The organism is Streptomyces sp. NPDC058662 (genome assembly GCF_042716255.1).
GTDB lineage: Bacteria > Actinomycetota > Actinomycetes > Streptomycetales > Streptomycetaceae > Streptomyces.
In genome coordinates this window covers 24,336-45,159 of the sequence record NZ_JBHXRU010000013.1, presented here as the reverse complement: position 1 = coordinate 45,159, position 20,824 = coordinate 24,336, and the positions used below count along the sequence as shown (strand labels likewise).

Sequence of the window (20,824 nt, the reverse complement as noted above, 5' to 3'; positions counted from 1 at the left end):
GTCCTGCTGACATGATTTCTTACGATGTCACCCTGGTGGTTCCGGTATACAACGTGGAGCAGTACCTCCAGGAATGCCTGGACTCCATCGAGGCACAGACGATCTTTGAGCGCTGCGAGGTCCTGCTCATCGACAACGGCAGCACGGACGGCTCCTACCGGCTCTGTGCGGAGTTCGCCCGAAGGCACGCGAACGTGACCGTACTCGTGCGCCGCGGGGGTGGGGCCGGAGCGGCGAGGAACCTCGGACTGGACTGGGCCACCGGCGCGCGCATCACGTTCTGCGATTCTGACGACGTCCTCCCTCCCACGGCTCTCCAGCTCATGCTGGAGGCTTCGCTGACGACCGGGGCCCAGGTCGTGATCGGGGCGATGGAGACGTTTCCGAAGAAGACCAACTGGGCCTGGAAAAGCCATTTCGGAAACGGTGACAGGGCGTTCAGCAGCATTGCCGATATGCCTGAACTCGTCCACAGTGCGAGTGCCTGCAACAAGCTCTTCGACGTCTCATACCTACGGTCCCACGACATCCGCTTCGCGGAAGGCGTCCACTTCGAGGACGCCTACGTCGGCGTCTCCGCGCTCGTCCTTGCCACTCGGCTCGCCCTGGTCGACGCCTGCGTCTACAAGTACCGCAAGCGCGCTGCGGGGAATTCGACCATGGATGCGATCTGGACACGGCGGCAGAACTACTGGGACCATCTCTACCTTGTTGAATACCTGCGCCACCTGGGGCTGGCGCTACCAGATTCCGCACGAGCCGTGCTGGACCTCTTCCTCGTACGGAGCTACCAGGGATTCGCGCTCAGGGCGCCCGAGCTCTTCCAGGGAGCGGAACTCGAAGAGCTCTATGCGCGATGCCGGGCGATCTATCGCGATGTCTCTCCCGACGTGGTCGCCCGAGCCACCGCCGACGGGCGACACCGGGTGGCCTATTTCGCGTTCATGACCGGAGATTTCGGGCTCTTCGCGGATCGGGCGGCCACGCTGCGCAAGATCTCGGCGCGCGACGGGCGTCCCTACTTCACCGACGAGGTTCCGGACGGGCTCTCCCCCGTGGCGGAAGCCACTCCCTTCACAGCCCATCTGGAGCACGTGCGCCAGGTGCCCGGCACAGGGTTGCTGCGGATCTCGGGCCGGTTCGAGGTCTGCGGCATGCCCTTGGTCCGGCCCCTGCCGGGGGCCCTCGGCCTGCGCGTTCGGGGAAGTCGCCTCAGCGTGCCCGCCACGCAGGTCCGCCGGCGTGACATGAAGAACATCCGGCCCGACACGGAGTGGGGCGGTTTCACCGCCGACCTGCCCCTCGACGCCTTGCGGAACGGGATGCACGACCTTGAGTTCGTCCTCGACACCGGGGACGGCCAGGTGGTGACCCCGTGCTTGGTCGCTGCCGGTTTCCTGCGCGGGGCGCGCGTCGTCGAAGACGGTGCGCTGCGGGTGGTGCCGCACTGGAGGGGAAAGAACCGCGCTGTCCTGATGGTCTCCAGAACCTCTCGGGGGTCCGACAAGCGGAGCATCCGGCACGGCCTCCTCGTCAAGGACGCCAAGCACGTGCTGCGCAGACGGCCCTTCTGGAAACAGCGCCTCGCGCGACTGCTCACGAAACCGCTCTTCCTCGGCAGGGACATCTGGTTGTTCGGCGAGCGGGGCGACACCGCGCAGGACAACGGCTGGCACCTGTTCAGGCACGCGCGTACCGACGAGAAGCGGCGGGGGGCGTACTACGTCATCCGGGCCGACAGCCCCGACCGCGCGCACCTGGCGGGTCTCGGCCATGTCGTCGCCCACAGCTCCTGGAAGCACAAGCTGTTGATGCTGCACGCATCGGTGTTGATCAATGCCTATGACGTGGACACCTACATGCTGCCCGACGGTTGGGACCGGACCCGTTATCTCAAGCACCTGAGCTGGCGCGTGGGCGCCCGCCGGGTGTTCCTTCAGCACGGCGTGACGGACAAGGACGTCAGCAAGGGTCTGCATCGCAACCGCACGGGAGTCGACCTCATCCTCGCGGTGAGCCGGCACGAGGGCCGCTTCCTGTCCGAGGAGCTCGGCTACGAGGGCCAGGTGGCGGTCTCGGGCTTCCCCCGTTTCGACGCGCTGGTCCCCAACCGCGGCGGGCGCAGGATCCTGTTCATGCCGACGTGGCGCGCCTACCTGACGGTCCCCTCGTACAGTCGCGGCGGTGGCGGGCGGGAGGAGAAGCAGGCCGTGCGTGAACGGTTCCTCGCTTCCAGCTACCGTGATTTCATGGTCCGTTTTCTGAACGACCCCGACCTGCTGGCGGCACTGGAGGAATTCGACTACAGCCTGGACTTTCTTCCTCACTACGAAATGCGCGGGATGGTCGGCGAGATGGCGCCGCGGGAGCAGCACCGGGTTAGGATCGTGGATCAGAACAAGGTCAGGGTGCAGGAAGCGATGAGGAGCTGCGATCTCTTCATCACGGACTGGTCCTCCACGGCCTTCGACGTCGCCTACCTCGGAACCCCGCTGATCTATGCGCAGTTCGACGCCGAGGAATATTGGGGCGGGCATTACCAGAAGGGATATTTCGACGCGCGGCGTGACGGATTCGGACCGGTCGGTGAATCCGTCGAGGAAGTGGTGCACGAAGTGATCCGCTACATACAGGGCGGCTGCGAGAGAGAGCCCCAGTATCTGCGGAGGGTGCAGAGGTTCTTCGAGCACCAGGACCGAGAGAACAACGCGAGGGCAGCGGAAGCGATCGAACGACTCGTCCGGAGTTGAATCATTCATGCCGCCTGTAAGGAGGAAATATGTCCCAAGGTAACCCCGACGTGACGATTGTCGTGCCCTTTCGCGATGTCCAGAAGTTCTTCTCGGAATTTCTGGACTCGGTGGTCGCGCAGACGGCCTTCTCGCGGGCGCGCGTCATTTTGGTCGACAACGGCAGCGTCGACCATTCGGTGAGCATCGCACACGATTTCGCGAGTCGGCACCCCAATGTCGAACTGGTCTCGCAGCCACACGGCAGGGCCGGCGACGCGCGCAACATGGGCATGGACATGGCCACGACCCCGTACATCGTCTTCTGGGACGCCGACGACGTCGTGCCCGAGCGGTCCCTGGAGGTGCTGCGGAACACGATCGTCAAAACCAGGGCCACCGTGGTCGTGGGCCGCGACAAGCGTGTGCCGAAACCGGTCAAGTCGCCTTGGCACAAGTACTTCGGCAAGACCGTCAAGACGGTGGGCAGCATCGTCGACATCCCTGACCTGATTCACTCGGCGTCGTGCTGGAACAAGATCTTCGACCTCGACCTGCTGCGCTCCCGCGGGATCCGGTTCGGTACCGCCACAGCCTTTGAAGACGCCTACGTCTCCCTTCCCGCTCTGCTCGCGTCGGACCGCATCTCGCTGGTCGACGCCCCCGTCTACGAGTACCGCAGCCGCGGCGACGGCACGTCCGTCATGGACACCATCTGGAGCCTTCCGCAGAACTACGTGGACCACCTGGTGATGCTGGAGTACCTCGCGGGGATGCGCCCGGGGCTCTCGCCCTACCAGCAGGAGACCCTCGAAAGGTTCCTGATCCGCAGCATGCAGGGCTTCTTGCTGCGGGCGCCCCTGGTCTTCAACGACTCCGACTGCCGGCAGCTCTTCGAGCGCTGCCGCGTGCTCTTCTGGGGTATCACGTCGGAGCAGTTCGCACGGAGCACGAATGACACCAGGCACCGCCTCCCCTATCTCGCACTGCACTTCGGTGACTTCGACCTCTTCCAACGACCGGCTTCCGTCCTCGGACCGCTCTTCGGACGCGAGGGAGACCTCTACATCGACTACCCGGGAACTTCCTGGGCACTCCCCCTGACCAAGGTCACGTCGGTTTCCTCCCGTATCGAGGAAGTGTCCGACGGGGAGGGCGGGAGTGCTGTCATCCAAGGACGGTTCTCGGTCAACGGACTGCCTGACGAACTGCTGGAGAAGCTGGAGCTCAAGGTCTGGTTCGAGCGGAGCGGCAAGACCTTCCCCGCACTGAACCACGGGCAGGTCCGCAACTCGGCGGGCCAGTCCGGTGCGACCTTCAGCGTTGCCCTCGACCTTCGGGAGTTCCCGGCGGGATCCTTCCCGATCCGTCTCGTGCTGTGCACCGAGGGGAGGGACGTCTCTCGCCCCTGTGCCGTATCCCCGGGACTGACTCAGCGGTCACGCTTCGGCGGGTTCCACGGCCTCGCGAGCGTCACGGCCGAGGGTGGCAACGCCCAACTCGTCATCGAGTCCAACCAAACCTGATCAGGATGCGCTCCAGAAATGGGGTATGTGGCAGGAAGTAGGAGTTCATAAGTGTTCGATCCCATCTACGACGTGGCTGTCGTCGTCCCCATCTACAACGTGGAGCGGTACCTCCCCGAATGCCTGGACTCCCTGGCCCGCCAAACCATATTTGGCCGCTGCCAGGTGATTCTGGTCGACAACGGCAGCCACGACAACTCTCCTGCCATTGCTACGGCATTCGCGTCGCAGTACCAGAACGTATGGGCCTTCACCCACGCCGAGGGGAAGGCCGGCGGCGCCCGGAACGCGGGAATGGATCTGGCCAGCGCCCGGTACATCACCTTCTGCGACTCCGATGACGTGCTGCCCGAGAACGCTCTCGAAACCATGTGGCAGACCATGGTCAAGGAAAATGTTCCGCTCGCCATCGGCCGGATGGAGACTTTTCCCGAGCCGACCAACTGGCCCTGGCTCCGATACCTGGAGAAGAGTGTCCAGGTGCATCCCGGAATCGAGAACATTCCGGAGATGATTCACGGCGGCAGCGCCTGCCACAAGCTTTTCGACGTCGAATTCCTCCGGGCCAACAACATCCGGTTCCGCGAAGGGGTGCACTTCGAGGACGCCTTCTTCTCTCTTCCGGCCATGCTGCTCGCGGACCGTATCGCGACGATCCCCACCACGGTCTACAAGTACCGTAAGCGCGCCGCAGCGGATTCCACGATGGACAAGCTGTGGGAGCGCAAGGAGAACTACTGGGACCACCTCCTCCTGGAGGAGTACCTGATGACGCTCCGCCCTCGCCTGTCGGGCCATCGCCAGGAGGTGCTGAACCGGTTCCTGGTGCGCAGTTACCAGGGCTTCTCCCTGCGTGCACCCCAGGTCATGCCCGAGGCGGAGCTGTTGCAGCTCTTCCAGCGAGCCCGCGCGGTCTACACCCAACTGACCCCCGACGCGGTCCTGGCCTCCACCATCGACACACGCCACCGGGTGCCGTTCGTGGCGATGTACATGAACTGGTTCGACCTCTTCGCCCGGCCGGAGCAGACGGTCAGCGGCGTGTACGGACGAGGTGGAGACCTCTATCTCGACCTGTCGGTACCGAGCGCGCTGATTCCGCTCACCAAGGTCTCCTCCTCCAGCGTGCACGTGGAACGCGTGCAGGCCGATCACGCGTCAGGTGGCGTCCTTGTCGCCGGCCGATTCGTCCTCAACGGGCTCCCGATGAACGGCCCCATGCGCAACCCCATGAAGTTGTGGGTGGAGAAGAGCGGCCAGATGGTCACGGCGCAGCAGGTCCGGCGCAGCGACCTGAAGGCGACACGCGACGATCTCGAATGGGGCGGATTCGAGGCGATCGTCCCCGTGGGGACCGTCAAGAGCGGCGAGTTCCCCCTGAAGCTGGTGTTCTGCACCTCCGGACGTGACGTGTCGCGCCCTTGCATGACCACGACCGCGATGCTGCGCGGCGCCCGGGGTATGAAGGTCGCCGACCACTGGGTCCTGCCGCTCTCGAAGGGCAGGGACAACGCGGTGCTGCTCGTCCGGGAGGCACAGGGCGGGGGCGGGGACAAGGCGTGGGAAGAATTCCTGGAGGGCCTGGACCGCGAACAGAAGAAGCGCAAGGCACCCTTCTGGCGTGCGCGCGCGATCAGGCGTGCCACTCTCTCCTACTTCCGGCGCAAGGAGATCTGGCTGATCGGAGAGCGCAAGGACACCGCGCAGGACAACAGCCTGCACCTCTTCACGTACCTGCGTAAGCACGAGCGCCGTCGCAAGGTGTACTACATCATCGAGAAGGGCAGCGCGGACCGGGCGAAGCTGAAGCCTCTGGGCAACGTGGTCGCGCACAGTTCGTGGAAGCACAAGCTGCTCATGCTCCACGCGGAGCTCCTGATCAACGCCTACGACATCGATTCGTACATGCTCCCCGACGGCTGGGACCGTACGAAGTACCTCAAGCACCTCAACTGGCGCGTGGGGGCCCGTCGAGTCTTCCTGCAGCACGGGGTCACCGATGAGGACGGCAGCAAGGCCCTGCACCGCAACCGGACCGGTGTGGACCTGCTCTTCGCGACCAGCGACCGGGAAGCCGGGTACTTCTCCGATCACATGCACTACGGAGAGACGGCCAAGGCTCTGGGCTTCCCGCGCTTCGACGCGTTGCAGCCGGATCGCGGCCGTCGCCGGATCCTGCTGATGCCCACCTGGCGCAAGTACCTGACGATTCCCTCCTACCTCCAGCAGGACGGGGCCGACCAGGACGCAGTCAACGAGATCTTCCGGGAGTCGACCTACCGGGAGTTCATGGTGCAGTTGCTGCGTGACCCGAGACTCATGAAGGCGCTGGAGTACTACGACTACGCGCTCGACTTCCTTCCGCACTACGAGATGCGGAACATGATCGACGGGGTCGTACCGGACCACCCCCGTGTGCAGCGCCTGGACCAGACGAAGGTCAGCGTCCAGACCGCCCTCCGCCAGTGCGACCTGTTCATCACGGACTGGTCCTCGGTCCACTTCGACATGGCCTATCTCGGCACGCCGCTCATCTACGCACGATTCGACCCGGACGAGTACTGGGCGAAGCATGCGAGGAAGGGATACTTCGAGGCGGAGCGCGACGGGTTCGGGCCCGTGTGCGGCAATGTGGAGCAAGTGGTGAACGAAGTGATCCGCTACCTCGGCAACGCGTGCGCGCGTGAGCCGGAGTACGACTACCGGGCACGGTCGTTCTTCGCCTTCGAGGACCGGAACAACTGCGCCCGTGCGACGGCCGCGCTGGAGGAACTCGCGGCATCGGACCGGTGAAGGAGCGAGCCGATCCCGCGCACGAAGGGCACCACCATCCGTAAGGCCATGCCGTCGTCCCGGCGGGAACTGTAGGGGGAACGCGTCGTGAGAGCCTTTTTCGGTGGACGGGGCCGGCTCGTTCTCCTGTTCCTCGCCGCGTCGGGAATCGTGGCCGCGTTGCTGATGTTCCCGGCTCCGCCGGAAGCGGCGCCGGCCACGTACGGCGGCCGTATGCCGTTGGGACCCGACGGGTTGCAGACGCGGGCGAGCCCGGTCACGACGCCGGCCCCCGGAGTCAGCTACCAGACGTTCACGCAGGGCGCCCCGTCGGACCGTTGGACTGTCTGGGTACGGCGGAATGGAGTCGAGACCTTCGGCAACAAGAGCATCGCGGAGGAGTTCGTCACCGAGTTGGAGGCGGATGGCTTCACCGGGACCCTCGCCACGTTCTTCTCCCCCGCCTCCTCCGACACCCCCGGCACGGTGATCGGCTACGGCGTGCGGGTCGGATCCTTCCCTCCCGAGAACAAGGCGGGCGTCGATCGGCTCGCGGGCCGGGTGCGGGAGAAGGGGTACGGCGCCCGGGTCGTCTACACGGCTTTGGACGGCCTGCCGAGCGACGGGCCGTGGAAGGTGCACGTGGTGCGTGTCGCGCCGACAGCCGCCGTCAGCTTCAGGGCGGTTCACGGCAGCGACATCGCCACTTCCGAGACGGTGCACCGCATGGCGGCGGCGAGTGGGGCTGTCGCGGCCGTCAACGGTTCGGAGTTCGACATCCGTACCTCGCCCGGATTCTCCGGTTTCGAAGGAGTGCCGCAGGGGCTGTACGTGAAGGACGGCGTCCTGTTGGGAGCTGCCAACAACGGGCGTTCCGCCCTCCTGCTCCAAGGTACGGGTGCTCGACTGCGGGTCACCGAGACCACTTCCACCCTGCAGGTGACGGCGCCCGACGGCAGAGTCCGTGCGATCGACGGAGTCAACCGCGTACCCGGACGCGTCGCGGGGTGCGGTGGGGTGGGGGGAGACCAGCTCGGGCCCAGCGGGTCGAAGAAGCCGACGCTCAAGCCGTGGCGCAACCAACTGTGTCTGGATGCCAACGAGATCGTCATGTTCCGTCCGGAGTGGGGGCGTTCGACCCCCACTCCGCACACGGGCGTGACCGACAGCGTCGATGTCGTCCTGACCGATGAATGGGTGGTCAAGGAGGTCCGGTCGCCGGCCGGCGGCGCCATCCCCGCCGGATCCCGAGTGCTGCAGGGCATCGGCGCCGGGGCCGAGTGGCTGAGGACCGGAGCCGCCGTCGGCGCCTCCTTCAAGTTCGGTGCGACGATCAGAGACGCCGACGGAGGTGTGGTGGCCGGCCCGGCCCTTTCAGCGGTGGCAGGTGGCGGCCCCGCGCTGGTGCGGGGTGGCGAGATCTTCGTGAACGTCGCCGCCAACGGTCTGACGAGCCTCAACGGAGAGCCGAACATGACGCTGGTCCAGCGTCATCCCCGCACGATGGCAGGGGTCACCGAGTCCGGTGAGGTGCTTCTGGTGACCGTCGACGGGCGTGCTGTCGACAGCAGCGTCGGTGTCACCTGGACGGAGGCCGCGGCGGTGATGAAGTGGCTGGGAGCCACCGAAGCCATCGGGCTGGGCAGCGGAGGTGACACGACGATGGTGATCGACGGAGATGTCGCCAACCGCCCCATGGACGACTGGGGTAGACGCTCGACCGAACGCAAGGTCAGCAACGCGATCGTCGTGGTGCCACAGCTCTGAGTCGCCGGCCGCAGGAACGGCATACGCAAGGATCGAGCCGTGAACGGCCGCGCGGGGCCGTTCACGGCTCGATCCGCTGCCTGGACCGCGCCTAGAACTTGGCGTCGCGGCCCGTGCGGCCGAGGCGGCTGTGGCCGCGTCCGTAGAGGAAGTAGACGACGATGCCGACGGCCATCCAGATCCCGAAGCGGATCCAGGTCTCGGCCGGCAGGTTGAGCATGAGCCAGAGCGACGCCGCGATCGACAGGATCGGGACCAGCGGCACCCAGGGGGTGCGGAAGGCCCGGTGCAGGTCGGGGCGGGTCCGGCGCATGATGATCACGCCGAGGGCGACGATCACGAAGGCGAACAGGGTTCCGATGTTCACCAGTTCCGCGAGCTTCTCCAGGCTGGTGAAGCCCGCGAGGACCGCGATGACCACACCGAGCAGGACCGTCGCCCGGTAGGGGGTGCGGTACTTGGGGTGCGTGACGGAGAAGACGCGCGGCAGGAGGCCGTCACGGCTCATCGCGAAGAACACGCGGGTCTGCCCGAGCAGCAGGATCATGCACACGGTGATCAACCCGACGGACGCCCCGAGGCTGATGGCACCGGCGAAGAAGGGCTGGCCCACGGATTTGAAGGCCTCGGCGAGCGGCGCCGACGGCGACATCTCCGTGTAGTGCTGCATGCCGGTGACCACGAGCGTCACGGCGACGTACAGCACGGTGCAGATCATCAGCGAGCCCAGGATGCCGCGCGGCATGTCCCGCTGGGGGTTCTTGGTCTCCTCGGCCGCCGTGGCCACCACGTCGAAGCCGATGAAGGCGAAGAAGATGAGCGAGGCCGCCGTGAAGATGCCCATCACGCCGAAGTTGGTGGGCGCGTACCCGAAGAGCAGCTGGACGAGGGGCGCGTGGACCCCGCCGCCCGCCTCCTGCGGTTGGGCCGGGGGGATGAACGGGGAGTAGTTGTCCGCCTTGATGAAGAACAGGCCCGCGACGATGACCAGCATCACCACGGTCACCTTGATGGCGACCACGATCGCGGTGATCCGGGCGGAGAGCTTCGTCCCGATCACCAGCACCGCGGTCAGCACCAGGATCAGCAGGAAGGCCAGCAGGTCGAAGGTGCCTCCCGCGTCCGGTCCGGACAGCGCGACGGGCATGTCCCAGCCCAGGTTGGTCTCCATCAGGTTCCGGACGTAGCCGGACCAGCCGACGGCGACCACGGCGGTGCCCAGCGCGAATTCGAGCACCAGGTCCCACCCGATGATCCAGGCGGGCAGCTCGCCGATGGACGCGTACGCGAAGGTGTACGCCGAGCCCGCCACCGGCACGGTGGACGCGAACTCCGCGTAGCAGAGCGCCGCGAGGGCGCAGACGATGCCCGCCGCCACGAAGGCGAGTGCCGTCGCGGGTCCGGCGTTGTTCCGGGCGGCGATGCCCGTGAGGACGAAGATGCCGGTGCCGATGATGACGCCGACGCCGAACACGGTCAGGTCCCAGGCGGAGAGCGATTTACGGAGCGCGTGCTCCGGTTCCTCGGTGTCCCGGATGGACTGTTCGACCGACTTGGTGCGGAAGGGACTGTTCAGATCCGTACTCACCGACGCACCTCCCAAGACGGGAACGGGCCGGGAGGCCCACCCTCCTCAAAGGGTGATCTCCCGGCCCGTGACGTGCAACCGCGCGTCGATCTACGACCCCCGGTCGGGCTAGTCGACGGCGGCGGCCGGCTCGCTGTCGTAGCGCCCGTCGAGCTTGGCCACCAGGCCCGTGACCTGCCGGGCGATGTCCGGCGCGGTCAGCCCGATCTCGGCCATGACCTCCTTGCGGGAGGCGTGGTCGAGGAAGCGCTGCGGAATCCCGAAGTCGCGCAGCGGTACGTCCACCCCCGCGTCCCGCAGGGCCTGCGCGACGGCGGAGCCCACACCGCCGGTACGGCCGTTGTCCTCGACCGTGACGACGACGCGGTGGCGTTCGGCGAGCGGGGCCAGCGCCTCGTCCACCGGCTTGACCCAGCGCGGGTCGACCACAGTGGTGGTGATGCCCTGCTTGTCCAGCAGGTCGGCGATGTCCAGGCACATCGGGGCCAGCGCGCCGACCGAGACGAGGAGTACGTCCGGTCGGGTGACGTCGGCGCCGGGCGCGCGCAGCACGTCCATGCCGCCGATCCGGCCGACGGCCGGAACGGCCGGGCCGACAACGCCCTTGGAGTACCGCACCACGGTCGGCGCGTCCTCGACCTGGACGGCCTCGCGCAGCTGGGCGCGCAGCTGCTCCGCGTCGCGCGGGGCGGCGAGGCGCAGGCCGGGCACGACCTGCATGATCGACATGTCCCACATACCGTTGTGGGAGGCGCCGTCCGTACCCGTGACGCCGGCCCGGTCCAGGACGAAGGTGACCCCGCACTTGTGCAGGGCCACGTCCATCAGGACCTGGTCGAAGGCGCGGTTGAGGAAGGTCGCGTACACCGCGAAGACCGGGTGGGCGCCGCCGGTGGCCAGGCCGGCCGCCGAGGTGGCGCCGTGCTGCTCGGCGATGCCGACGTCGAAGATCCGGTCCGGATAGGCGTCCGCGAACTTCTTGAGGCCCACGGGCTGGAGCATGGCCGCGGTGATCGCGACGATGTCCTCGCGCTCCTTGCCGAGCTTGACCATCTCGTCGGCGAAGACGGAGGTCCAGCTGGCCGCGTCGGTGGAGACGGGCAGGCCGGTGTCCGGGTGGATCACGCCGACCGCGTGGAAGCGGTCCGCCTCGTCCTGGACGGCCGGCTCGTAGCCCCGGCCCTTCTGGGTGAGGCAGTGCACGATGACCGGGCCGCTGAAGCGCTTGGCGCGCTGCAGGGCCGATTCCAGGGCCTCGATGTCGTGGCCGTCGATGGGCCCGATGTACTTCAGGCCCAGGTCCTCGAACATGCCCTGCGGGGCGATGAAGTCCTTGAGGCCCTTCTTCGCGCCGTGCAGGGTCTCGTAGAGCGGCCTCCCGACGACCGGGGTGCGCTCCAGCAGGTCCTTGCCCCGGGCCAGGAAGCGCTCGTAGCCGTCCGTGGTGCGCAGGGTCGCCAGGTGGTTCGCGAGGCCGCCGATGGTGGGGCCGTACGAGCGCTCGTTGTCGTTGACGACGATGACCAGCGGGCGGTCCTTGGCGGCGGCGATGTTGTTCAGCGCCTCCCAGGCCATGCCGCCGGTCAGGGCGCCGTCGCCGATGACGGCGGCGACGTGGTGGTCCTCGCGGCCGAGCACCTCGTTGGCCTTGGCGAGGCCGTCGGCCCAGCCCAGCACGGTGGAGGCGTGCGAGTTCTCGATCACGTCGTGCGCGGACTCGGCGCGCGAGGGGTAGCCGGACAAGCCGCCCTTGGAGCGCAGGTTGCCGAAGTCCTGGCGGCCGGTGAGCAGCTTGTGCACGTAGGCCTGGTGACCGGTGTCGAACAGGACCTTGTCCTTGGGCGAGTCGAAGACCCGGTGCAGGGCGATCGTCAGTTCGACCACCCCGAGGTTGGGGCCGAGGTGCCCGCCGGTCTTGGAGACGGCGTCGACGAGGAAGGACCTGATCTCCGCGGCGAGCTGTTCGAGCTCCTCCAGGCTGAGCCGGTCCAGATCGCGCGGTCCCTTGATGCGGGTCAGCAGCACCCGTGCCTCCTTGCAGTTGCTTGCTGGTCTGTCGAGTCTAATGTGGCGCTCGACGGGGCGGTCATCGGGCCGTACCGGCGGAGTCACACCTTTGTCATACATGTACTTAGGGCCTGGACATCACACATCACATACGGGCGTATACCCGCACACCTGTACGCACACGTGTACGCACAGGTGCCCGGTGCCACACGGAGTGGCACCGGGCACTGTGACCGGTCTTACGGGGAGGCGCCCCCGCCGGGGCGCCCCGCCGCACGCGCCGCTAGGCGCGTCCGGCCGTCTTCTGGGTCTTGCGCGTGATCGAGTCGATCACCACGGTGGCCAGCAGCACCGCACCGGTGATCATGTACTGGATCGGCGTCGCGATTCCCTCCAGGGCCAGACCGTACTGGATCGAGGTGATGACCATGACGCCGAGGAGGGCGTTCCAGGTCCGGCCGCGACCGCCGAAGAGGCTGGTGCCGCCGATGACGGCCGCCGCGATGACGTTCATCAGCAGGTCGCCGGCGCCGGCGCTCTGGTTGGCCGCCGCGATCTTGGAGGCCCAGAAGAGCCCGCCGATGGCGGCGAAGGTGCCCGCGATGGCGAAGACCGCGATGCGGACCCCGTTGACGTTGATACCCGCGCGGCGGGAGGCCTCGACGCTGCCGCCGAGCGCGAACACGTTGCGGCCGAAGGTGGTGCGGCGCAGTACGAAGTCCGTGCCGACCAGGGCCAGCAGGAAGAGCACCACCGCGAGCGGCAGGCCCTTGTACTGGTTGAACACCACGGCGGGACCGAAGGTGAACACCGCGAGCACGCCGGTGCGCAGCAGGATCTCGCCCACGGGCCGGGAGGGGATCCCGGCCGCCTCGCGGCGGCGCGCGTCGAAGAAGCCGGCGACGAAGTACCCGGCCACCGCGATGGCCGCCAGGCCGTAGCCGACGGCCACGTCCGAGAAGAAGTACGTGGTCAGCTGCCCGACCACGCCCTCGGAGTCGAGGTTGATCGTGCCGTTGCTGCCGAGGATCTGCAGCATCGCGCCGGACCAGAAGAGCAGGCCCGACAGGGTGACCGCGAAGGCCGGGGCACCGATCCTGGCGAAGAAGAAGCCGTGGATGGAGCCGATGAGGGCGCCTCCGGCCACGGCCGCCAGGATCGCCAGCCACTCGTTCACGCCGTTGGTGACGGCGAGGACGGCGACGATCGCGCCCGAGACGCCGCTCACCGAGCCGACCGAGAGGTCGATCTCGCCGAGCAGCAGGACGAAGATGATGCCGACGGCCATCATGCCGGTGGCGACCATCGTGATCGCGATGTTGGTGAGGTTCTCCGGGGAGAGGAAGTTCGAGTTCAGCCCCTGGAAGATGGACCAGATGATGATCAGGCCGAGGACGACCGGTACGGATCCCAGGTCACCGGCCTTGAGCTTGCGGCCGAACTCGTTCACGTACCCGCCGAGTCCCTGCTCGCGGACGAGCAGGCGGGGGTCCACCGCCGGGATGGCGTCCGGCGCGGCGGCCGGGTTGACCGGGTCGACGTGCTCCGCCCGGCCTGCGGGGCCCTTGTTCAGCGGAGAGGAGGGAGGGTTCTGGGTGCTCACTTGCGGGCCTCCCCGGTACGGGCCGCCCGGCGGGTCACGGCGTTGTCCGTGGCACCGGTGATGGCGGAGATGATCTCTTCCTGCGAGGTGTCGGCGACGCTGAAGACACCGTTGTTGCGGCCCAGCCGCAGGACGGCCACCTTGTCGGCGACCGCCTTCACATCGGCCATGTTGTGGCTGATGAGGATGACGGCGTGGCCGCGCTCGCGCAGCCGCTCCACGAGGTCGAGGACCTGTGCGGTCTGCTCGACGCCGAGGGCGGCGGTGGGCTCGTCGAGGATCACGAGCTGGGGCTCGCCCAGCATCGAGCGGGCGATCGCCACGGTCTGGCGCTGGCCGCCCGAGAGCGAGGCGATGGGGATCCGGACACTGGGGATCCGGATGGACAGGGTGGTCAGGAGCTCGCGGGCGCGGCGCTCCATCTCCACCTCGTCGAGGACACCGCGGCGCTTGAGCTCGCGGCCGAGGAAGAGGTTTCCGACGACGTCGATGTTGTCGCACAGCGCGAGGTCCTGGTAGACCGTCGCGATGCCCAGGTTCTGGGCGTCGTGGGGCTTGGTGATCGAGACCGGGCGTCCCTCCCACTCGATGACGCCGTCATCGATGGGGTGCACGCCGGCGATCGTCTTGACCAGCGTGGACTTGCCGGCGCCGTTGTCGCCTACCAGGGCGACCACCTCGCCGGAGTGGATCTCAAGTTCTACGTCGGTCAGGGCCTGAACGGCGCCGAACCGCTTTGAGACCCCTCGCAACGCCAGCACGGGCGCAGCGGACACATGAACCATCTCCTTCGCCGCCTGACCGGCGGGGATGTCGTGCAAAAGAGCAGGAGCGGGGCGAATAGGGGGGTGGGGCGGTGGAACGGTGGAGCGGGTGGTGAATCGTTTCTGTCCGGCGCCCCGCGGTGGCGGGGAAGGAAGGGCGGGGCGCCGGACAGGCGCGGGGGCCGCCTCGCGGACGAGGCGACGGGGCCTCAGCTCAGGCCGATGGCGGCGCAGGCGGCCGCGTACTTCTCGGTGCAGATCTCTTCGACCTTGTAGACGCCGTCCTTGACGACGGTGTCCTTGATGTTGGCCTTGGTCAGCGAGACGACCGGGATCAGCACGGAGGGGACGCCCGGGTTGGTGGGGCTGTCGACCTTCTGGTTGATGATCCCGTCGATCTTCTCGCCCTTGGCGAGGGCGACGGCCATCTCGGCGGCGGCCGCGGCCTCGGGGGCGTACGGCTTGTAGACGCTCATGAACTGCTCACCCGCGACGATCCGCTGGACACCGGCGAGTTCGGCGTCCTGACCGGTGACGGGGGGCAGGGGGGACAGGCCGGCCGCCTTGAGGGCGGTGATGATGCCGCCGGCCATGCCGTCGTTGGCGGAGTAGACGCCGACGATCTTGTCCTTGCCGATCGCCGAGAGCGCGGCCGCCATGTTGGTGTTGGCGTTCTCCGGCTTCCACTCGACCGTGTCGTACTCCTTGCCGACGTTCACCTTGCCGTCGAGGACGGAGTGCGCGCCCTGCTTGAAGAGCTTCGCGTTCGGGTCGGTGACCGAGCCGTTCATCATGACGATCTGGCCGGACTTGGCCTTGTCGCCCAGCGCCTCCAGCAGCGCCTTGCCCTGGACCTTGCCGACCTCTTCGTTGTCGAAGGAGGTGTAGGCGTCGATCGGGCCCTCGGCCAGGCGGTCGTAGGCGACGACCGGGATGCCCTTGTCCTTGGCCCGCTTGACCGCGCCGGCGATCGCCTTGGAGTCCACCGCGTCGATGATCAGGACGTCCACCTTGTTGGTGATCATCGTGTCGACCTGCGAGTTCTGGGTGGTGGCGTCCTGCTTGGCGTTGGCGTAGACCACTTCGCCCTTGCCGCCGGTGAGATCGGCGACCTTCTTCTCGATGAGCGGCTTGTCGAACTTCTCGTAGCGCGCGGTCTGGTTCTCCGGCAGGAGCAGGCCCACCTTGATGGCTTCGCCCTTGTCGGCGCCGGACTCCTTGGCGCCTCCGCCGGCTTCCTTCGCACTGCCGCAAGCGGCCAGCGAGACAGCCATGGCACCAGCGGCGACGGCTACGGCGGCTCTACGCATACGCGTGTTCATTACTTGAACCTCCCTGACGAGGCCGCAACACTGCGGCCGAGGTGGATGTGAGTCAACCCCGGCCGCGTTTTGCCGTCAAGGAGTGAATCCTTAACGAGATGACAACGGTGCCATCCGTTATCTACCTGAAGACAAGACGGCTGGTGCTCGCACTCCACTTCCATGGTCCGACAAAAGCGTCGAATCGCCCATCTCGCTGAGCACCAGGGCCAGCGCCCCCAGTACCTCCGCGCGGCCCCCCAACGACCCCGTGAGCACCGACAACTGCCGGGCCGCGCTGGGAATCGCGTACCTCCCCACGGATTCACGGATGGGAGCCAGGACCAGTTCACCCGCCTCCGCGAGCGAGCCGCCCAGGACCACCCGGCTGGGGTTCAGGAGGTTGCACAGGCTGGCCACGCCGCTGCCGATGTGGCGGCCCACGTCGGTGATGACGCGGCGGCAGCCCGGGTCCCCGCCGCGGGCCAGCTCGACGACCCGCTCCATCGTCAACTCCGGCCCGTGCGTGCCCTGGAGCAGCGGCAGGACGTACCGGGCGGCGGCGAAGGTCTCCAGGCAGCCGCGGTTGCCGCAGCGGCACACGGGACCCGATTCGTCCAGCGTGATGTGGCCGATCTCGCCCGCGGTACCGCCGGGTCCGCGGTAGATCTGGCCGTTGATGACCAGTCCGGCGCCGACGCCGCTGGCCACCTTGATGTAGGCCAGGTCCTTCACTCCCCGGCCGCTCCCCCAGACGAGTTCACCGAGGGCCCCGAGGTTCGCGTCGTTGTCCACGTACACCGGCACCCCGAGGCGCTGCGAGAGCTCCTTCTGCGGGTTGATGCCCGCCCAGCCCGGCAGGATGGCGGTCGACCCCAAAGTCCCGGACTCCACGTCGATCGGGCCGGGGACGCCGAGCCCGACGCCGATGACCTTGTCCGGGCCCACCCCTATGCCCGCGATCAGCCGTCCCACCAGCAGCTCGGCCCGGTCGAAGCCGTCCGTCCAGGAGGCGTCGACGTCCAGCGGCTCGGCCTCCTCGGCGAGTACCTGGTGGGCCAGGTTCCCCACGGCCACCCGCAGGTGGGTGTGGCCGAAGTCCACGCCGATGACGATGCCCGCGTCCCCGCTGAGGGAGACGCTGCGGGCCCGGCGTCCGCCGGCCGAGGTGTCCGTGACCTCGACGGTCCCGCTGTCCTTGAGCTCGCGGACGATGTTGGAGACCGTGGCCGCCGACAGTCCGGTGCTGCGGGCGATCTCCGCCTGGGTCAGCGAACCGGCGAGGCGCACCGCACGCACGACCCGTTCGAGGTTCGCCCGATGCAGCGAGGACTGCGATCCGGGAGTCTGCACGACTCATCCACTCCTGCCCATAAGCGACGGCCAGCCGTCGCCCCCCGGCCGGGCCGTCGCGGATGCACACTCCGAGAACCCGGCGTCTCTCCAACTTGTGAACCTTAAGTCGAGCCTTTACGCATCGAGACGTCAAGAGGGTGACGCAGTACGAATCGGATGCTATCGGCTGCAAGCGGGAGGGAACACCCGGTCGGATCGTGCTACGGTCGCACCGGCGCCGAGCATCTGCGGCCTTTCCGGCCGGGCCGGCGCCCTGTAATGACGGCGCTGCGCGAGGAGGTGTTCGGGATGAGTCCCGATCGAAGTCCTTGCCGCGCCCTCGTCGGCTGATCTCCTGACCGGCTGACCTCTCCCGAGTGCGCACGGCCGCGGCCCCCGCGTCCCGTACCGTTCGGCATTTCCCCGCATGCCCCGGCAGCAAGCCCTGCCCGGCGTGCGTCACCCATGCCCGTCGGCGTGCCCGCGACCCCCTTCCGGGCCGCAGCGCGCCGACGCGTGACCACTCCGTGCTACCGGGCGGCTCCGTGCTGCCCGGACGGCGCGGAGAGAGGTTCTCGTCATGACCATGCTCACCCCCCGTACCCCCGTGAAGCTCGCACCGCCGGGCCGCCCGCGCCGTGAGCGCAGGGCCGCCGAGCTGGAGTCCCGTACCCGGCTCGTCGGCGAGCGCCTCGCCGAGGCCGGCGCCCGCTCCGCTGTCCAGGTCCTGCAGCAGGTGGACACCTCGCGCGCCGGACTCACCCGCGCCGAGGCGGCTCTGCGCCTGGAGCGCCACGGCGCCAACACCGTCGCCCGGGAGCGCGCCCCCCGCTGGTTCGTCCAGCTGGCGAAGGCGTTCTGCAACCCCTTCATCGGCGTCCTCCTCTTCCTCGCCGGCGTCATGTACTGGCAGGACCCCGCCGATCCGGGCGTCGTCATCCTCTCCGTGATGGTGGGGGTCAGCGGCCTGCTGCGCTTCTGGCAGGAGTTCCGCTCGGGGCGCGCCGCCGACGCGCTGGCGCAGCTCGTCACCACCACCTGCGCGGTGCGGCGCCGGGACGCCGGCGGCTCCGCCGCCACGGTCTGCGAGGTACCCATGGACCAGGTGGTACCCGGCGACCTGGTGCAGCTCGCCGCCGGCGACCTGGTCCCGGCCGACCTGCGGCTCCTCACCTCGAAGGACCTGATGGTGAGCCAGGCCGCCCTCTCCGGCGAGTCCCTGCCCGCCGCCAAGGCCGACACCCGGGCGGGGGACCCCGGCGGGCAGGAGGGCCGCGACCCCGTCGACGCGGACAACCTCGTCCTGATGGGGACCTCGGTCACCTCCGGCACCGCGGTCGGCGTGGTCGTCGCCACCGGCGCCGACACCTACTTCGGATCCATGGCCGGCTCCCTGGTCGGCGATCGCCCGCAGACCAACTTCGACACGGGCGTGCGCAAGGTCAGCTTCCTGCTGATCCGGTTCATGCTGGTCATGGTCCCGGTCGTCTTCATGGTCAACGGGCTCACCAAGGGCGACTGGGACGAAGCCTTCCTCTTCGGTGTCGCGGTTGCGGTCGGCCTGACCCCCGAAATGCTGCCGATGGTCGTCTCCGCCAACCTGGCGCGCGGCGCGGTGGCCATGTCCCGGCACAAGGTCGTCGTCAAGCGCCTCGACGCGATCCAGAACCTCGGCGCCATGGACGTGCTGTGCACGGACAAGACCGGGACCCTCACCGAGGACCGGATCGTCCTCGACCGCTACCTGGACGTGCACGGCGACGAGGACGACGAGGTGCTCCAGTACGGCTACCTCAACGCGCACTTCCAGACGGGCCTGCGGAACCTGATGGACCGGGCGGTCATCGACCGCGTCGGCGAGGCCGAGGAGGTTGTCGTCGACGCGCGGTTCTCGCTGGTCGACGAGATCCCCTTCGACTTCGCGCGGCGCCGGATGTCCGTGGTCCTGAGCCGCGACCCGCTGCCGGGCGGTGTCGACCGCGCCGAGCACGTCATGATCACCAAGGGCGCCGTCGAAGAGGTGCTGGCCCTGTGCACCCGCGCGAGGGACCGGGGCGCCGAGGTCGAACTGACCGAGCGGCTGCGCCGGCACGTCGGCCGCATCGCGCAGGACGGCAACCGGCAGGGCCTGCGGGTCCTGGCCGTCGCCACCCGCTCGATCGCCTCTCCGCGCGACACCTACACCGTCGCGGACGAGGACGGCCTGACGCTGGTCGGCTTCCTCGCCTTCCTCGACCCGCCGAAGGCCGACGCCGCCCGGGCCCTCCAGGGCCTGGCCGACAAGGGCGTCGCGGTGAAGGTGGTGACCGGCGACAACGACCTGGTGGCCGCCCGGGTCTGCGCGGACGTCGGCATCGACGTCGGGCACGTGGCGCTCGGAGCCGAGCTCGACGGGCTCGACGACGCGGCGCTGCGCGCGCTGGCCGCCCGTACGACGGTCTTCGCCAAGGTCAACCCGGTGCAGAAGGCCCGGATCGTGCGCGCCCTGCAGGCGGACGGACACACGGTCGGCTTCCTCGGGGACGGCATCAACGACGCGGCCGCGCTGCGCGACGCCGACGTCGGCATCTCGGTCGACACCGCGGTCGACATCGCCAAGGAGTCGGCGGACGTCATCCTGCTGGAGAAGGACCTGACGGTCCTGGAGCGGGGTGTGGTCCAGGGTCGGACCACTTTCGGCAACACGATCAAGTACATCAAGATGACGGCGTCGTCGAACTTCGGCAATGTCTTCTCGGTGCTGGTGGCGAGCGCGTTCATCCCCTTCCAGCCCATGCTCGCGATCATGCTGCTGGTGCAGAACCTGGTCTACGACATCGCCCAGCTCGCGACGCCGTGGGACCGGATGGACGAGGAGTACCTGCGCACGCCCCGCAACTGGGACGCCAGGGGCATCCTCCGCTTCATGGTCACCATCGGTCCCGTCAGCTCGGTCTTCGACATCGCGATGTTCCTGATCATGTGGAACGTCTTCGGTGCCGACAGCGAGGCGGGCCAGGCCCTCTTCCAGTCCGGGTGGTTCGTCGAGGGCCTCCTCTCGCAGACCCTGGTCGTCCACATGATCCGTACCCGGAAGATCCCCTTCATCCAGTCCCGCGCCTCCTGGCCGGTGATGGCGATGACCGTCGTCGCGGTGCTGGCCGGGCTGTACCTGCCCTTCTCGCCGCTGGCGCCCTCGCTGGGCTTCGTCGCCCTGCCGGCGGGCTACTTCCCGTGGCTGGCCGGCGTACTCCTCGCGTACTGCGCGCTCACGCAGGCCGTGAAGACCTGGTACATCCGCCGCTTCGGCACCTGGCTGTAGCCGCCCCGGCGGTACGGGCCGGGGCGCGGGGGCCCGGCGCCGGGCCCCCGGGCCCCGGCGGCCGGGCGCGGGCGCGTCATTGTGGGGGCGGGGGGGATGGCGGCCCGGGTGAGGCGCGGGGCGGCGGGGTA

11 protein-coding genes are annotated in these 20,824 nt (G+C 68.1%); 5 read left to right on the top strand and 6 right to left on the bottom strand.

All coding sequences use genetic code 11. The annotated features are described in order from the left end of the window. The first annotated feature begins 11 nt into the window (after positions 1-11). The 4 genes from ACFWUQ_RS07740 to ACFWUQ_RS07725 all read left to right on the top strand — a co-directional run bounded on the left by ACFWUQ_RS07740 (position 12) and on the right by ACFWUQ_RS07725 (position 8,794). Positions 12-2,750: a glycosyltransferase gene (locus ACFWUQ_RS07740; RefSeq protein ID WP_384534311.1), complete on the top strand. Its 2,739-nt coding sequence runs from the start codon at positions 12-14 to the stop codon at positions 2,748-2,750. Positions 2,751-2,779: 29 nt separating this feature from the next. Next, on the top strand, positions 2,780-4,255 hold the full coding sequence (locus ACFWUQ_RS07735; RefSeq protein WP_384534309.1) for a glycosyltransferase family 2 protein: 1,476 nt from the start codon (positions 2,780-2,782) through the stop codon (positions 4,253-4,255). A 51-nt stretch (positions 4,256-4,306) separates the two neighbouring features. Then, entirely contained in the window at positions 4,307-7,048 is a 2,742-nt protein-coding gene (locus ACFWUQ_RS07730) for a CDP-glycerol glycerophosphotransferase family protein (RefSeq protein WP_384534306.1), read from the top strand. 87 nt (positions 7,049-7,135) lie between these two features. Then, positions 7,136-8,794 carry a phosphodiester glycosidase family protein gene (locus ACFWUQ_RS07725; RefSeq protein WP_384534303.1) on the top strand — a complete coding sequence of 553 codons (1,659 nt, stop codon included), beginning with the start codon at positions 7,136-7,138 and terminating at the stop codon, positions 8,792-8,794. Between the two features lie 91 nt (positions 8,795-8,885). On the opposite strand, the gene ACFWUQ_RS07720 is transcribed toward ACFWUQ_RS07725, so the two are convergent. From ACFWUQ_RS07720 to ACFWUQ_RS07695, 6 genes are all read right to left on the bottom strand, one after another. Continuing rightward, positions 8,886-10,382, bottom strand: a complete 1,497-nt coding sequence (locus ACFWUQ_RS07720) for an amino acid permease (RefSeq protein WP_384534301.1) — start codon at positions 10,380-10,382, stop codon at positions 8,886-8,888. A 108-nt stretch (positions 10,383-10,490) separates the two neighbouring features. Then, the gene (gene dxs, locus ACFWUQ_RS07715) at positions 10,491-12,407 is read right to left on the bottom strand and encodes a 1-deoxy-D-xylulose-5-phosphate synthase (RefSeq protein ID WP_384534298.1); all 1,917 of its coding nucleotides are present in this window, start codon (positions 12,405-12,407) and stop codon (positions 10,491-10,493) included. Positions 12,408-12,672: 265 nt separating this feature from the next. Next, positions 12,673-13,962: a sugar ABC transporter permease gene (locus ACFWUQ_RS07710; protein ID WP_384534418.1), complete on the bottom strand. Its 1,290-nt coding sequence runs from the start codon at positions 13,960-13,962 to the stop codon at positions 12,673-12,675. A gap of 26 nt (positions 13,963-13,988) precedes the next feature. Beyond that, positions 13,989-14,777, bottom strand: coding sequence for an ATP-binding cassette domain-containing protein (locus ACFWUQ_RS07705; protein ID WP_384534295.1), 789 nt, complete (start codon positions 14,775-14,777; stop codon positions 13,989-13,991). A 188-nt stretch (positions 14,778-14,965) separates the two neighbouring features. Next, positions 14,966-16,078 (bottom strand): sugar ABC transporter substrate-binding protein, encoded by a 1,113-nt coding sequence (locus ACFWUQ_RS07700; protein ID WP_384534292.1) that lies wholly within the window; start codon positions 16,076-16,078, stop codon positions 14,966-14,968. A 117-nt stretch (positions 16,079-16,195) separates the two neighbouring features. Beyond that, complete coding sequence (locus tag ACFWUQ_RS07695; protein WP_384534290.1) at positions 16,196-17,410, bottom strand: ROK family protein; 1,215 nt, start codon at positions 17,408-17,410, stop codon at positions 16,196-16,198. 562 nt (positions 17,411-17,972) lie between these two features. Here ACFWUQ_RS07695 and mgtA point away from each other — a divergent pair. Continuing rightward, a complete protein-coding gene (gene mgtA / locus ACFWUQ_RS07690; RefSeq protein WP_384534287.1) occupies positions 17,973-20,693 on the top strand; it encodes a magnesium-translocating P-type ATPase in 2,721 nt (906 codons plus the stop codon). Positions 20,694-20,824: the final 131 nt, after the last annotated feature.

What these genes read in the sequence shown, in the direction of transcription:
- ACFWUQ_RS07740 (WP_384534311.1), top strand. Translation starts at nt 12, where the DNA reads ATGATTTCTTACGATGTCACCCTGGTGGTTCCGGTATACAACGTGGAG.
- ACFWUQ_RS07735 (WP_384534309.1), top strand. Translation starts at nt 2,780, where the DNA reads ATGTCCCAAGGTAACCCCGACGTGACGATTGTCGTGCCCTTTCGCGAT.
- ACFWUQ_RS07705 (WP_384534295.1), bottom strand. Translation starts at nt 14,777, where the DNA reads ATGGTTCATGTGTCCGCTGCGCCCGTGCTGGCGTTGCGAGGGGTCTCA.
- ACFWUQ_RS07700 (WP_384534292.1), bottom strand. Translation starts at nt 16,078, where the DNA reads ATGAACACGCGTATGCGTAGAGCCGCCGTAGCCGTCGCCGCTGGTGCC.
- mgtA (WP_384534287.1), top strand. Translation starts at nt 17,973, where the DNA reads ATGACCATGCTCACCCCCCGTACCCCCGTGAAGCTCGCACCGCCGGGC.